Consider the following 14,086-nt stretch of genomic DNA (forward strand, 5'->3'; position numbering starts at 1 on the left):
CTAACTACCTCTTCAATTCGATCTACCTCCCTACCTCTTCCTCCCAGTCCCCAGTCCCCAGTCCCTAGTCCCTAGTCCCTAGCCCCCAATAGCAGAACGAATAGCTTGTGCTGTTGCAGGTGCTAATAAAATGCCGTTGCGATAATGACCAGTGGCTAAAAGAATGTTGTTATAACCGGGTAAATTACCGATAACTGGTGCTGGTCTTCCTTCTGGGCGGGGGCGCAAACCTTGCCATGATTTAATAATAGTAGCATTGGCTAAAGCTGGGCAAAATGCGATCGCTTCCTCTCGCACTAATTCCAATCTACTAGCATCTGGTTCCACCTGATAACCATCCGTCGGAAATTCTACCGTTGCACCTACCCAATAATCTCCCCCGCCCAGAGGTACAATATGCACATCATTGCCTGTAATTGCTGGTTGAAAATCGGGATTTCCTACAGGATTATCTAATCTTAAATGTAAAGCTTGACCTAAAACTGGTCTAATATCAATTTGATGTAAAAGCGATTTGGTTAATAACGAAGAACCTAAACCAGATGCTAACACCAACCAATCACATTCTAAATTACCATTTTGGCTTTTAACCTGCCAACCCGTTGATGTTGGTGAAGGTTCTATTTCCGAAACATCAACACCAAACTGAAAATTTACACCATTTTTTGTTGCTGCATCTACTAAAGCTAAAGTTAAAGCAGTCGGATCGATTTGTCTATCTTGAGGCGAATAGACTCCAGCAATTACTCTTTCTAAATTCAACTGCGGACAATTAGCTTTTACCTTCTCCAAATCCCAAATTTCTAAACTAAAACCTTGAGAACGGCGAACTTCTGCTAACTCTTCCCAACTCGCCAAATTCTCTCCTTCTAAACAAAGCAAAAGAATTCCTTGACGATTAAAAGGAATTTTTCGTCCTATACTTTTTTCTAACTCAGGAATTAAAGTTTCATAACGCTGCATACTACTTTGGCGCAGTCGCCAAGCAGTTCCTTTAACCTTGTGACTAATAATTCCCATCAATACACCCAAGGCAGCACTCGTTGCACCTTGCGCTGGTGATTTTTGCTCTAAAACTGTCACATTTAACTCAGGAACTAAACTGAGTTCGTAGGCAATTGTTGCCCCAATAATTCCGCACCCGATGATTGCAACTTTGACCATAGCTTTGAAAATTGGTAATTGGTAATTGGTAGTTGGTAATGGGTAATGGAATAGATTTTTCTCTTTCCGACTACCTATTACCTACTACCTACTACCATTAACGATCGATTATGCTTGAGGAGTTAACTCTAAGAACGATCGCAACTCCCTTTGCACAACCCCAAAATTGCGGATAGCCTTTTGATAATCACGGCTATCAGCAGCTTCATCAATTAAGATCAACCCTTCAATTAACTCCTTGGAAGTATCACGGGCTTTTGTCTTATCTTTAGGCAGTAAATTGCGTTCCACAAAACTCAAATTTGTCCGCAATTCACCCAATGGCCCACGAATGAAATTCTTGACAAAAGTCCAATTTTCATCTTGGATTAACTTCGCTAATTCTGGCAACCGTTCCTGAACTTTTACCAAGTCAGAAGCATACTGCTGAATTCGCTCAATTTGTGCTGGGGTGTAAGTAGGTGGCTTAGTCGCTGTAGGAGTTCCACCGCAGCTAACTAGAACTGTCGCCACAAACGCCAGAATTATTGCCAGAATAGACCGATAACGTGCCTTGAACATTTCTTTGCAATCAACCTATCAAAAAAGCATCCTTAAAAATATTAGCGGCGCAGAAACCCAATTAGTGCATCACTTACTTTTTCTGACCAATGTTCTTGCGGATAATGCCCCGCTTCCTCTATTTTGACCAATTCTGCATTCGGCATCGCCGCTTTTAGCTGTTCGTTTTGCGAAAAAGGCAACCAAGGATCTTTCATCCCCCAAACAATCAAAGTCGGCTGTGACCACTGCTTTAACCCAGCCGCAATTTCTGCCCCTGTTTCGGTCAATTGCAGCTTTCTCACCGTTGCTAACAAACTTCGACCCGCATCGGAACTTTTCAAGAAAGGACGGCGATAGACATCTAAATCTTCGTCTGAGATGCCATACCGACTACCACCTTCCAAAGTTCGATCGACCAACAAAGGGTCTTGGGTCAGCATATCACCCACAAACGGCAATCCCAACTGTTGCAATTTCCAAGGTAACTTAGCTTCCGGGGAAACAGGAGCGCCCAAAATTGCCAAACGTTCTATTTTTTCAGGATGACGCAGGGCGTATTGAATGCCTACAGAACCCAAAAATCCTTGAACAACTAACGAAAATCTTTCTAATTCCAGAGTTTCGATGAAACCAGTTAAAGCTTCAATAAAAGCATCGGGCGTGTAAGCAAAGTCTCGACGGTCTGGTTTAGCCGAAAAACCAAAACCGAGCCAATCTGGGGCAATGCTAGGATATCCTTTCTCAGCTAATGCTGGCATTACTTGTGTCCAGCTAAAACTTTGGATTGGTATACCATGTAACAGCAATACTGGCAATTTGTCACTTCTGCCCAAGGGTTTTGCTTCCCGATAAAACCACTTGAGGGAACCTACTTCGATTGTCTCTTCGTTCGTGGTCACTCGATCGATCCCATTACAGCTAAATCTTGTCTGAGCTTACCTCTCAAGGGGACAAGGGGACAAGGGGACTGGGGAGGTGGGGAGGTGGGGAGATGGGGAGGTGGGGAGGTGGGGAGATGGGGAGGTGGGGAGGTGGGGAGGTGGGGAGGTGGGGAGATGGGGAGATGGGGAGGTGGGGAGGTGGGGAGGTGGGGAGGTGGGGAGGTGGGGAGGTGGGGAGGTGGGGAGGTGGGGAGGTGGGGAGGTGGGGAGGTGGGGAGATATAACCAACTACCAACTACCCACTACCCACTACCCACTACCCACTACCCACTACCCACTACCCAATGTTGCGAATTTAGCAATAAATTGTTAGACTAATTCGCCAAAATCAAAGCAATATTTTAACTCTAAGGAACTACAACAGTGAATGCTGCCCAACAAGCTACTAGCATTGAAGTTGCGAGTAAAATTGCTGCCGTTGTTAATTCATTCAAGTCCGAGTTTCCCGATGCTAGGGCAGACTTGAAACCTTGGCAAAATGATGCTGATACTAGGGAGTTAGTCGATCCTGATTCGATCGATATTGGTTTTCATCTCCCTGGATGGAGTCGCAGGTTTCAATGCCGCAGTATGCTGGTACAAATTCGGTTTCACCAAGATCCGGTGGAAGGTTCGCGGCGAGCGATCGGCATCGAAATAGCAGGTTTTAATCATCAAGGGTTAGCTTGGCGATTTTCCACTGTTGAAAATTGGAGTATCGTTGGTGAATATCAACCAGTCCCGGAAATGGAAGAGAAATTAAAACGATTCGGCAGACAAACCTTTCAATTATTTAACTCAAGTTGTTAATTACTAAGATTGAGGTTGGTAGTCGGTAGTTGGTAGTTGGTGAAATCTCCCCATCTCCCCATCCCCCCATCCCCCCATCTCCCCAGTCCCTCAGTCCCTAGTCCCTAGTCCCTAGTCCCTCAGTGCCCGACAACCGATCGGATATCCTGATTGGTAAGTAGTATCACGTTTGCCAAAAATAGTATAGCGATTGTCGCGCACCTGTTCGTAAATACGATCGCCCACCCATTTCACTCCAGGTAACGCCCGATAAACCTCTACAAAACCATTTCCCGCAGGTAACAACCTTCCTATTTCTTCCGCTGCCTCACTTCCTTGCCAGCGTCTTTCCGGCGCATCAGCATCTATCAAAATCATCCCCATTTCACAATCTTGGGAAGTAATACCAAATTGACTCAAGGTTTCTAAATCCTGCATGGGAGTGTAGCGAAACATCTGACCCCCATCTAGGTTTTCCAAAACTTGTACCAAGGTTACGCAAAGATTACAATTGCCGTCGTAAATAACGTAGTAACTCATTACAATTAACTAACAGTTTACTAAAAAAAATAAACTTTCTCTTTTTAGATTAACAAAAATTTAGACAGTAATCTAATTAAACAACAACGGCTCTCCTGGTATGCTTAAAGGTAATTCTGCTTCAACTCCTTACCTTGATAGCTAAGAGAAATTCCTCAAAAACTGGTGAGAATAAGTACTCAGTCGGATTCAGGAAGCTAGCATTAATATGTTAGGTAATCTAGTGTGAGAGCCATCATTAATATGTATAGTTTTATATTCGCATTAGTAGAAAAAATTATAGGAAAAAATAAATCCTTGCAGCAATGGGGTTACGCGATCGCCATTGTAGCAGTAGCGATCGTCACCATTGTTAAACTGCTACTTAACCCGATATTTGGAGTAACAACCCCTTTTCTGCTGTATTTTGCGGCAGTAATGATTAGTAGCTTGTACGGTGGTTGGCGGGGGGGAATACTGGCAACAATTTTATCCGCTTTATTTGGTTACTACTTATTCTTAAACCCAACTCATCTGCTACAGGCTGGCAGTTTCGGGCAAATGTTACGGTTAGTAATATTTCTAGGCGAGGGATTACTCATTACAGCGATCGTTTCCGCGTTAAAGTCAACAACACAGCAACTTCGGTTAAATCAAAAAACTCTGGCAGAAAGTGAAGAACTTTATCGCTCATTAGTTGATGTGGTGCAAGATTACGCCATTTTTATGCTCGATTCTCATGGCTATGTTATCAGTTGGAACAAGGGAGCCGAACGCCTGAAAGGATATCGAGCAGATAAAATAATCGGTCAACATTTTTCCCGCTTCTATCCACAGGAAGATCTTGAGCAAGGATTACTAGAATTAGCATTACAAACAGCCGCAACTACAGGTAGCGTACAAACAGAAGGTTGGCACATTCGTAAAGATGGTTCGCGTTTTTGGGCAAATGTTTTAATTACAGCATTAAGAGATGAAGCGGGAAATATTAAAGGCTTTTCTAATGTTACCCGCGACGTAACTGCAATTAAGGAATATGAAGCTGAACGCGATCGCTTAATTACAGAATTACAACTAGAACGATCGCGCCTAGAAACCATTCTAGAACAAATGCCTGTGGGAGTATCAATGGCTGAAGCTCCTACAGGTAAGTTGATTTTTGGCAATCAAGAAATGCTGAGAATTTTGCGTCATTCCTTCATTCAGGCTGAAAATATCCAGCAATACCAACAATACAAAACCTTTCACCCAGATGGAAGACCTTATCAGCCCCACGAAACAGTTTTAGCACGGACAATTACTCGCGGTGAAGTAGTTAAAGATGAAGAAATTACTATCCTGCGGGGTGATGGTACTTATGGCACAATTTTGGCTAATTCTACCCCTTTTTACAATGCACAAGGACAAATTGAAGCAGGACTTGTCGCTTTTTTAGACATTAGCGATCGCAAACAAGTGCAAGAACAACTTGCCAATCTCAACACCATCTTAGAGCAGCGAGTACAGGAACGCACCGCCCAATTAGAACAAGCTAGAAACGAAGCTCAGTCAACCTTAAATCTTCTCAACGGGATTATTGAAGGCACTAACGATTTAATTGCGGCGGTAGATCTGGAATTTAGATTTACTGCTTTTAATACTGCCTATAAACGAGAATTTACCAAAGTCTTTGGTAGAGAACCTGAATTAGGAATGAATATAATAGATGCTGTGGCGCACTTGCCTATTGAGCAAGCAAAAGTTCGAGAGAGTTGGGATAGAGCGTTGCAGGGAGATAACTACACCATTATTCAAGCTTTTGACACTATAAATTCAGAACGCTATTACTACGAGATTAATTTTAGTTCGATTAAAGACACAAATAATCAGTTAATTGGAACTTCACAAATTGTTCGTAATGTGAGCGATCGCATTCGTAACGAAGAACAAATTCTTAACTTAAATCAGGAACTGGAACAAAGAGTAATTGAACGTACTCAAGCCTTAGAGATAGAAATTCAAGAACGGATTAAAATTGAAGCTAACTTGCGCGAAAGTGAAGAACGCTTCCGTACTTTGGCAGATAATATTTCACAATTTGCGTGGATGGCTGACGAGAAAGGATGGCTTTTCTGGTATAACCTTCGTTGGTTCGATTACACTGGCACAAACTTAGAAGAAATGCAAGGTTGGGGTTGGGAAAAAGTTCACCATCCCGATCATTTGCAGAGAGTGATTGAAAGCTTCACTCACTCACTAAATACAGGAGAACCTTGGGAAGATACTTTCCCACTGCTGAGTAAAGAAGGTGAGTTTCGCTGGTTCCTTTCCCGTGCTTTACCGATTAGAGATGAACAAGGAAATATTGTACGGTGGTTTGGCACAAATACGGATATTCAAGACATTAAAGAAGTTCAGGATGCCTTACGTGAAAGTAACGCGATTCTGAATGCGATTAACACTACCACCCCAACGATGATTTATGCTAAAAACTTAGCAGGACAGATGTTAATAGCAAATCCTGCTGTTCTTACTGCATTGGTTAAATCAGAGACAGAAGTGATTGGAAAAACCGATGCTGAGTTTTTGCCCGATCGTCAACAAGCAGAATATATTATGGCGAACGATCGCCGAGTCATGGAAACCGGAGAAGTGCAAACTTACGAGGAAAGCTTAGATTTTCCCATCGGTAAACGCACTTACATATCTACCAAATTACCTTACCGAGATAAAGATGGTAGCATTATCGGGTTAATTGGCATCTCTACAGATATTAGCGATCGCAAACGAGTTGAAGAAAACTTAGAAGCCAAAAATCGCGAAATTACTAATATTTTAGACAGCATTACCGATGGTTTTGCCAGCCTAGATAAAGATTGGCGCTACACTTTTGTCAACCCGAAAGCTGAAGATATTTTAGGCAAACAAAAGAGTGAGTTACTGGGTAAGAATGTCTGGGAAGTATTTCCCGAAGCAGTCGGTTTACCCGGTTACAATTATTGCTACCAGGCAGTAAACGAACAAGTAACTATTGAATACGAAGAATTTCACCCGTTCCTCAATAAATGGTTGAACGTGCGCCTTTATCCATCTGTTGATGGTTTAACACTTTACTTTCAAAACATCACTAAGCGCAAACAAGCAGAAATCGCATTGCGCTTGAGTGAATCAAAATTTAGACAATTAGCTGATGCAAATGTTGTCGGTATTATTGTTGCTAACTACGCAGGCGAAATTACCGAGGCGAATGATGCCTTTCTACAAATGCTTGGTTATGTGCGATCGGATCTAAAAGCTGGTGAAGTTAGCTGGCGCAATATTACCCCAATTGAATATTTCCCCCTAGACGAGCAAAAATGGCAGGAACTCCAACAAACGGGGAAAGTATATTTTGAAAAAGAATACTTGCATAAAAATGGCTCGCGCATTCCCGTTTTAATTGCCGCAGCTAAGTTGGAAGGCAACGAAGAGGCAGCAATTTGCATGATTGTCGATTTAACTGAACGCAAACAAGCAGAAAATGCCCTGCGCGAAAGCGAACAACGTTTCCGCAACCTCGCTGACTCAATGCCGCAAATTGTCTGGACTGCTAACCCAGATGGCACGATAGATTATTACAATCAGCGCATCCGGGAATTTAGTGGCTGTGAGCAACAACCAGATCGATCCTGGAAATGGCAATCAGTGTTGCATCCAGACGACGAACAACTCACCATAAAACTTTGGCAGCAAGCAGTTGAAACAGGCGAAATCTACGAATGCGAACACAGAATTAAACGAGTTGATGGCGAATTTCGCTGGCATCTGAGTCGAGGAATGCCAGTTAAAGATGAGCAAGGGCGCGTAATTAAATGGTACGGAACGGCTACCGATATTCATGCCCAGAAACAATACCAAGCGGAACGAGAAGAACTATTACGCCGGGAACAAGCCGCACGCACAGAAGCAGAATCAGCCAGCCGTCTCAAGGATGAGTTTTTAGCTACCCTTTCGCACGAACTACGAACCCCGATGAATGCTATGTTGGGGTGGACAACGATGCTGCGAACTCGCACCCTAAGTGAAGCGACTGTTGCGCGTGCATTGGAAACGATCGAGCGCAATACCAAAACCCTCAATCAACTAATTGAGGATATTTTAGATGTATCGCGGATTATTCGCGGTAAAGTCCGTCTCAACCTCCAACCATTAGAACTGTTACCTGTGATGGAACAGGCGATCGAAACAATCAAACCAACCGCAGCCGTAAAAGATATTCAGATTCTCCTACAACCGTTGCAGGTAAACTCTCTCAAAGTGATGGCTGATAGCAGTCGCTTACAGCAAATTATCTGGAACTTACTTTCTAACGCCATCAAATTTACGCCTAATGGTGGCAGCGTCAACATAAAATTATCAGCAGTAATGGCGAGGGCAAGGGAATCAGCTGAAAAGCAAAAGTACGACTCATGCCCGATTCTTAATTCTCACCATGCCCAAATTCAAATTACTGATACAGGTATCGGTATCGCCCCAGAATTTTTGCCATTTGTGTTCGATCGCTTCCGGCAAGCAGATGGCTCGATTACACGATCGCACGGTGGTTTAGGATTAGGATTAGCGATCGTCCGTCACTTAGTAGAATTACACGGTGGAACAGTCCATGTTTCCAGCTTGGGAATCGGACAGGGTGCCACTTTCACCGTTAACCTGCCATTAGTCTTACAGAGCAGCGCACAAGAGCAAACAGGTAGAAGAGAAGGTGATATCTCATCTTACGCTGATTATTCCTTACTTAAAGACTTAGAAGTGTTAGTAGTTGATGACGAACCGGATGTCCGCGATTTAGTAAGTGTAATTTTAGAAGACAGGGGAGCCAAAGTAACGACTGTCGGATCGGCTCAAGAAGCATTCACGACATTATTACAAAAATCACCTCCAGATATCATAGTCAGCGATATTGGAATGCCAGAAGGCGATGGTTATTCATTAATCCGCCAAATTAGGAAGTTACCGCCCGAAGCAGGGGGCGAAATTCCGGCGATCGCCCTAACAGCTTATGCTAGTGTTGAAGACTACAATAGAGCCCTTTCCGCAGGTTTTAATCTCCACATCCCCAAACCAGTCGATCCGACAGAGTTAACAATGGCGATCGCTCACATTGTTAAACATAATTCCTCTGGGCAGAAGGAAAGTTTTAAGTTTTGAATTTTGGGTTTTGAGTTAAAGACAGAAATTTGACTTCCCCGTTCTATAAGTAATAAATCAAAACAGCCGTATAAGTATTTTTTACAAGTGTAAATTGTAACATCAAATAGCATTTATATAATGATTTAATCATTTTGAAAAGTTTAATTTTTAATGCTACTCTGGTACAGTCAATATTACTTGAAAAAGTTCAATTAATGGAGTAATTAATTTATGGACATTGCCCAAAAAGTAGATTTTTCAGAATTTTTGAAAAAGAACTTGGGGATTTCCAACGCTCCCTTTGAAGCAGTATTAAATTATGGATATGCCTTGCTCACGATCGCGGGTGCTGATAATGACGTTTCAGAAGCGGAGCTCAACTGGTTAATCAATCATCAACGAATGGTCGGTGCACCTGAAGAAGCAATCGAAGCATACAAAACATTCGATTACAAAAATGCGAATCTAGAGAGCTTGCTGTCCAAGATTTCAGTTGATGTGTCTACTTGGTCGAAATCGAGAACATTATTGTATCACGCCATTCAGATGGCTCGCGCAGACCATAACTACTCAGCTGAAGAGCAAGCAGCGGTGAAGAGGGCAGCTAAACTGTTGAAGGTGGAAGATGATATTGCCTTCTCGATCGAGCGCTTGGTAGAAGCAGAAGAAGCAATCACTGCATTACGCAAGGCATTACTACAAACAGAGATTATATCTTAAATCTACTGCCCAGAACCGATGTCTGACTCATCCTACGGAAGATAACTCCAACACGAGGTAGGAAGGTGGCTTCGGTTAGAGGAGGTAGGGGGAGTAGAAGAAGTAGTGAATTATTTTCCCCATCCCCCATCTCCCCATCCCTTTAATCAGAGAGCGCCCATTTAATCGCCGGACGCGAAGACACCACACCTTTATAAGAAATTCTGGTTAGCCTATTACTAGGAAGGGAAGAAAGATCCATCCGAAAAATCACATTTTTATTACTAAATCGAAATCTATATATAGGTTCTTCATTAGAAGTAGCTTCTCCCACACAAGAAGCAAATTCCGATTTTAAAGGCGCAGTAAATTCCACAAATTTAGCCCCAGAATTAGTTAATCTCGCACCATTAGCGATCGCACTAGTATCAGCAATTACTGTATGTTCCCCCCCACCTTCATAACTCCGAAAAGAATTCCAAAGTTTCATATTACTGGGGCAATTTCCCGATCGCTTACTCACATTAATAGTTGTATTTGGCGCATTCTGAGGAATTGACGGCGCTGAAACTTGAGAATTTTGTGTAACGCCTGGATTAGCTGTCAGCAAAGCCGATAAAATCCCCAGGCTTAAAGTTAAACTCGTTAAGCTTTTCATAGTTTTACCTAATTCTTGATCTATGGTTTTGAACTTAATTAATCAGCGATCGCCCAACGCACCCCAGGTTGACCAGAAATCACCTTTTTAACCGTAATTTCTGAAGGATTGCTAGAAGTATCTTTAGGCAATTGCACGCGGAAAGTTACATTTCCGTTTTGCAACCGAAAACTATAAAGATTTAAAGTCTCACTCTGAGAAGTAGCTGTACCCACACAGGAAGCGAAATTACTTTTTAACGGTGCAGAAAATTCCGCAGACTTCTTATTGGAACGCACTAAACGAGCCGGACTTGCGATCGCCGAAGTATTAGCAATCACAGTAAACTCACCACCACCTTCGTATTGGCGCGTAGCAGTCCAAATACCAATACTTTGCGGACAAGTTCCCGAAGTACGAGTTACCTTAAAACTTTCATTCGGTGAAGTTCTTGGAATCGCTAGCGGCGTAGATTGGCTTTGTGTGAATCCCGGAATTGCCATAAATAGCGTCGCAAATATACTTAAACTAGTAGTAAATCGAATTAAATTGCTCATAAATGTTCCTAAGTAGGTCAGTCACCTTAATGATACAGACGCAAAAATTCCAGCTAAGTTTCATTAACTTTAAGTTATAAAAATAGTTTATGGTGTTTTCAGCTACAAAATCCAGCGCTACATAGATGGAAAATAAGATTTATATAGTACAGTGTCGCAGATAATGATGAGCAGTTAAAAACAGGTAAAAAGCTGAACTTAAAAGCCGAGCGAACCCTTCTGGCTTCTGTCCTAGAGCCCTCTGCCTTCTTGCATTAGAGAATAGCTTTAAAGCTTCGTTAATAGGTTAAGTCTATGAAAACCCGGATTATTGTCTGTGGCTTGAGTTCTGCTGGCTATAAAATATACACCTTATTGAGGCAACAAGGAGCATCTGTTACCGGAGTTCACGATCAACCGATCGCTGATGAAAGCTCAATAATTGTTGGAGATTTACGAGCAGCTTCTACTTTAATTTCAGCCGGAATACAGGAAGCAGATACTTTAGTTTTAGCCGGGAGTGATGAAGCTTTAAACTTAGCTATTCTCACCCAAGCCAGAGTTTTGAATCCGCAAATTCGGATTATTAACCGACTATTTAATACAAGTTTAGGCGATCGCCTCGACAAAATCTTACCCGACCACTTTACGATTAGCGTCGCCGCCTTAGTTGCCCCCGTCTTTGCCTTTGCCGCATTAGGAAATCGTGCCATTGGACAACTGCGCCTGTTTAATCAAACTTGGCCCATTCATGAAGAATGTATCCACGAATTTCACCATTGGAAAGGAAAGAAATTAAGCGAACTTTGGGACGATCGCTCCCGAATGTTAATCTATTATTTACCAATCAAAGGTCAAATAGACTTAGTTTCTGCGGTAAATTATGGGCAAACGTTGCAAGTTGGCGATCGACTAATTATAGGCACCAAACCCAGCATCCGTAACCATCGGCAATCCAAAATTCAAAAACTATTTAAATTCCTCACCAACCTCCGCCGATTTCAACAACATGGACAAGCATTAGCCATAGTTTCCCTCATCCTTCTTATTACCCTATTCTTTGCTACCACCACCTACGTTTTAACCAACTTAAAAATTACCATCACCGATGCCTTGTACTTTACCGTCGGCTTGATTACAGGTGCCGGAGGTAACGAAAAAGTCGCAGAAAGCGCCCCAGAAGTTATTAAATTTTTCACTGTAATCATGATGCTAATTGGTGCAGTAATCATCGGCATCTTTTACGCCCTACTCAACGATTTCGTCTTAGGAACTCGCTTAAAACAATTTTGGGATGCCGCCCAAGTTCCCAGCAAAAATCACTTCATCATCTGCGGACTTGGTGACATTGGAATGCAAATAGTTAATCAACTCCATTCCCAAGGACATGAAGTAGTTGTGATTGAAAAAGACCCCAACAATCGGTTTTTAAATACCATCCGTTCCATAGGCGTACCCGTAATTCATGGAGATGCCAGTTTATCCGCTTCTTTAAAAGCAGCCAACATCAACAAAGCCAATGCCTTACTAGCCGTCACCAGCAACGATATTAGCAACTTAGAAATCGCCTTAAGCGCCAAAGGAATTAACTCCAAACTACCCGTAATAGTGCGAAATCAAGACCCCCAATTTGCTTCCACAGTCCAACAAGTCTTTGAATTTGAAGCCGTCTTTAGTCCCACCGAACTAGCTGCCCCCGCCTTTGCCGCCGCCGCTTTAGGAGGCAGAATTTTAGGCAACGGAATGACAGGAAATACACTCTGGGTTGCTCTCGCCACCACCATCACTTCCGCACATCCTTTTTGCGGCAAACGAGTCAAAGAAGCAGCCATGACAGCTGATTTTGTCCCCTTATATCTAGAAACTAAAACTCAAACAATTCATGGCTGGAATTTATTAGAAACATCCTTAACAGTTGGAGATATTCTCTATTTAACAATGCCAGCCACAGAATTAGAACAACTATGGCGGCAAACTCCATCTCAGCTTTTAGCTAGTTAAACCAGGGAGAGAAAAGCACAAAAAAAGCAGCTTTTTATGTAGCTGCTAACCGATCTTCACTTACATAGCCTCAACATTTACCGACAAACCCTTTTGATTCTCTTATTATTCCCTTACTAAACCCTTTTAGAGTAGCCAACCTTATTTAGTAAAGGGGAAGCTGATGGCTTGGGATAATAACAAACCTTGCCTAACCATCAGCTACTCGTAAGGCATCTATCATCTAGGGGTCGTTATACCATAATACTTTTTTTGCCTCCAACTCCAAATTATTAGAGTAGAAAAAATGTAGTCTAACTTTTAAAACCTCGTTTCCATCTAACTTATAAATCAGCTACATTTTCTTTTTTAACTATCTAAATAAAAGCGCAAAAAAGTAATTTATTGATAATTATTTTCAATAATTAGACAATAAGGTTGATTTAAAACTATCTGTGTTGTAGGTAAATACAGAGTTTCACAAGTTTTTGATTTTGTCAATATCTTAACTGTAACTTGTTTTGAGAAATATTTAATTTCCACTCTAAATAACAGCAATATTGCCCACTACAAAACATCGGCTTGCCAGCCAGTTAATTCAGTTCATACATTGGACTAGCCATACTATTTTTATACGACTAGCCCAAAACTTCTCTGTGAAGTTACATCTTGCCTTTCTGCATCACTTCCTGAAGGTGATGGCGAATTTCTTGCGCCTGTTGCATATCTGACTCCATCAACTTCTTAAACAATTCCACACAAGGCTCAGACCCAGTTTCTTGGGCATCTTTTATATATGTGTCATAAGCCTTAATCGCTTCTGACTTATTTTGCAATACAGTCAGCAAATCATATTCTAGATTATTGATGACTTGTGAATCGCTATTAACAGCCATAGCTTTTACCTCGATCGATTTCAATACCACATTGACTCACCCAAAACTGTATTTCATCTGTCCAAAAGAGGATAAAAAGACAAGCCGTTTCCACTTGTCGTTTTAGTCAAAGTATAGTATTTTACTTTCTGACTTTCATACTTTTATGGTATTTCTGTTACTGCATAACTACTGTAGAGTTAGACATAATATATTTTGCGTAATGCAAGTACTTTCCCGTTAATTAGTCCGATCGACGGTTATCTATCCCTGTCA

Annotated in this window: 11 protein-coding genes; 4 read left to right on the top strand and 7 right to left on the bottom strand. The window is 41.9% G+C overall.

Annotated elements, in window-relative coordinates; all coding sequences use genetic code 11:
* Nucleotides 1–78: 78 nt before the first annotated feature.
* From ACE1CI_RS18440 to ACE1CI_RS18450, 3 genes are all read right to left on the bottom strand, one after another.
* Entirely contained in the window at nucleotides 79–1,164 is a 1,086-nt protein-coding gene (locus tag ACE1CI_RS18440; RefSeq protein ID WP_413265066.1) for an NAD(P)/FAD-dependent oxidoreductase, read from the bottom strand.
* 108 nt (nucleotides 1,165–1,272) lie between these two features.
* Nucleotides 1,273–1,725 carry a photosystem II protein PsbQ gene (gene psbQ, locus ACE1CI_RS18445; RefSeq protein ID WP_413265065.1) on the bottom strand — a complete coding sequence of 151 codons (453 nt, stop codon included), beginning with the start codon at nucleotides 1,723–1,725 and terminating at the stop codon, nucleotides 1,273–1,275.
* Nucleotides 1,726–1,766: 41 nt separating this feature from the next.
* Nucleotides 1,767–2,606, bottom strand: a complete 840-nt coding sequence (locus tag ACE1CI_RS18450) for an alpha/beta fold hydrolase (protein WP_496615559.1) — start codon at nucleotides 2,604–2,606, stop codon at nucleotides 1,767–1,769.
* A gap of 405 nt (nucleotides 2,607–3,011) precedes the next feature.
* Between ACE1CI_RS18450 and ACE1CI_RS18455 the strand changes: the two genes are divergently transcribed.
* Nucleotides 3,012–3,437: a Tery_1686 family protein gene (locus tag ACE1CI_RS18455; RefSeq protein ID WP_413265924.1), complete on the top strand. Its 426-nt coding sequence runs from the start codon at nucleotides 3,012–3,014 to the stop codon at nucleotides 3,435–3,437.
* Nucleotides 3,438–3,548: 111 nt separating this feature from the next.
* Here the strand turns inward: ACE1CI_RS18455 and ACE1CI_RS18460 are convergent, their stop codons facing one another.
* On the bottom strand, nucleotides 3,549–3,956 hold the full coding sequence (locus ACE1CI_RS18460; protein WP_413265925.1) for a thiol-disulfide oxidoreductase DCC family protein: 408 nt from the start codon (nucleotides 3,954–3,956) through the stop codon (nucleotides 3,549–3,551).
* 243 nt (nucleotides 3,957–4,199) lie between these two features.
* On the opposite strand from ACE1CI_RS18460, the gene ACE1CI_RS18465 reads away from it, so the two are divergent.
* Nucleotides 4,200–9,101, top strand: a complete 4,902-nt coding sequence (locus ACE1CI_RS18465) for a PAS domain S-box protein (protein WP_496615560.1) — start codon at nucleotides 4,200–4,202, stop codon at nucleotides 9,099–9,101.
* Between the two features lie 213 nt (nucleotides 9,102–9,314).
* Nucleotides 9,315–9,803: a TerB family tellurite resistance protein gene (locus ACE1CI_RS18470; protein ID WP_413265927.1), complete on the top strand. Its 489-nt coding sequence runs from the start codon at nucleotides 9,315–9,317 to the stop codon at nucleotides 9,801–9,803.
* A gap of 142 nt (nucleotides 9,804–9,945) precedes the next feature.
* Here the strand turns inward: ACE1CI_RS18470 and ACE1CI_RS18475 are convergent, their stop codons facing one another.
* Complete coding sequence (locus tag ACE1CI_RS18475) at nucleotides 9,946–10,440, bottom strand: hypothetical protein (protein WP_413265928.1); 495 nt, start codon at nucleotides 10,438–10,440, stop codon at nucleotides 9,946–9,948.
* Nucleotides 10,441–10,478: 38 nt separating this feature from the next.
* Nucleotides 10,479–10,976: a hypothetical protein gene (locus ACE1CI_RS18480; RefSeq protein WP_413265929.1), complete on the bottom strand. Its 498-nt coding sequence runs from the start codon at nucleotides 10,974–10,976 to the stop codon at nucleotides 10,479–10,481.
* 294 nt (nucleotides 10,977–11,270) lie between these two features.
* Here ACE1CI_RS18480 and ACE1CI_RS18485 point away from each other — a divergent pair, with 294 nt between their 5' ends.
* On the top strand, nucleotides 11,271–12,956 hold the full coding sequence (locus tag ACE1CI_RS18485) for a potassium channel family protein (RefSeq protein WP_413265930.1): 1,686 nt from the start codon (nucleotides 11,271–11,273) through the stop codon (nucleotides 12,954–12,956).
* Between the two features lie 641 nt (nucleotides 12,957–13,597).
* Here the strand turns inward: ACE1CI_RS18485 and ACE1CI_RS18490 are convergent.
* Nucleotides 13,598–13,831: a hypothetical protein gene (locus tag ACE1CI_RS18490; RefSeq protein WP_413265931.1), complete on the bottom strand. Its 234-nt coding sequence runs from the start codon at nucleotides 13,829–13,831 to the stop codon at nucleotides 13,598–13,600.
* Nucleotides 13,832–14,086 lie beyond the last annotated feature (255 nt).

Origin of the sequence: Floridaenema flaviceps BLCC-F50, from assembly GCF_041929275.2 — a bacterium.
GTDB classification, from domain to species: Bacteria; Cyanobacteriota; Cyanobacteriia; order Cyanobacteriales; family Aerosakkonemataceae; genus Floridanema; species Floridanema flaviceps.

Excerpts from the sequence above, each read along its gene's own strand:
- ACE1CI_RS18470 (WP_413265927.1), top strand. The coding sequence starts at position 9,315 with ATGGACATTGCCCAAAAAGTAGATTTTTCAGAATTTTTGAAAAAGAAC.
- ACE1CI_RS18465 (WP_496615560.1), top strand. The coding sequence starts at position 4,200 with ATGTATAGTTTTATATTCGCATTAGTAGAAAAAATTATAGGAAAAAAT.
- ACE1CI_RS18485 (WP_413265930.1), top strand. The coding sequence starts at position 11,271 with ATGAAAACCCGGATTATTGTCTGTGGCTTGAGTTCTGCTGGCTATAAA.
- ACE1CI_RS18480 (WP_413265929.1), bottom strand. The coding sequence starts at position 10,976 with ATGAGCAATTTAATTCGATTTACTACTAGTTTAAGTATATTTGCGACG.
- ACE1CI_RS18460 (WP_413265925.1), bottom strand. The coding sequence starts at position 3,956 with ATGAGTTACTACGTTATTTACGACGGCAATTGTAATCTTTGCGTAACC.
- ACE1CI_RS18490 (WP_413265931.1), bottom strand. The coding sequence starts at position 13,831 with ATGGCTGTTAATAGCGATTCACAAGTCATCAATAATCTAGAATATGAT.
- psbQ (WP_413265065.1), bottom strand. The coding sequence starts at position 1,725 with ATGTTCAAGGCACGTTATCGGTCTATTCTGGCAATAATTCTGGCGTTT.
- ACE1CI_RS18475 (WP_413265928.1), bottom strand. The coding sequence starts at position 10,440 with ATGAAAAGCTTAACGAGTTTAACTTTAAGCCTGGGGATTTTATCGGCT.
- ACE1CI_RS18440 (WP_413265066.1), bottom strand. The coding sequence starts at position 1,164 with ATGGTCAAAGTTGCAATCATCGGGTGCGGAATTATTGGGGCAACAATT.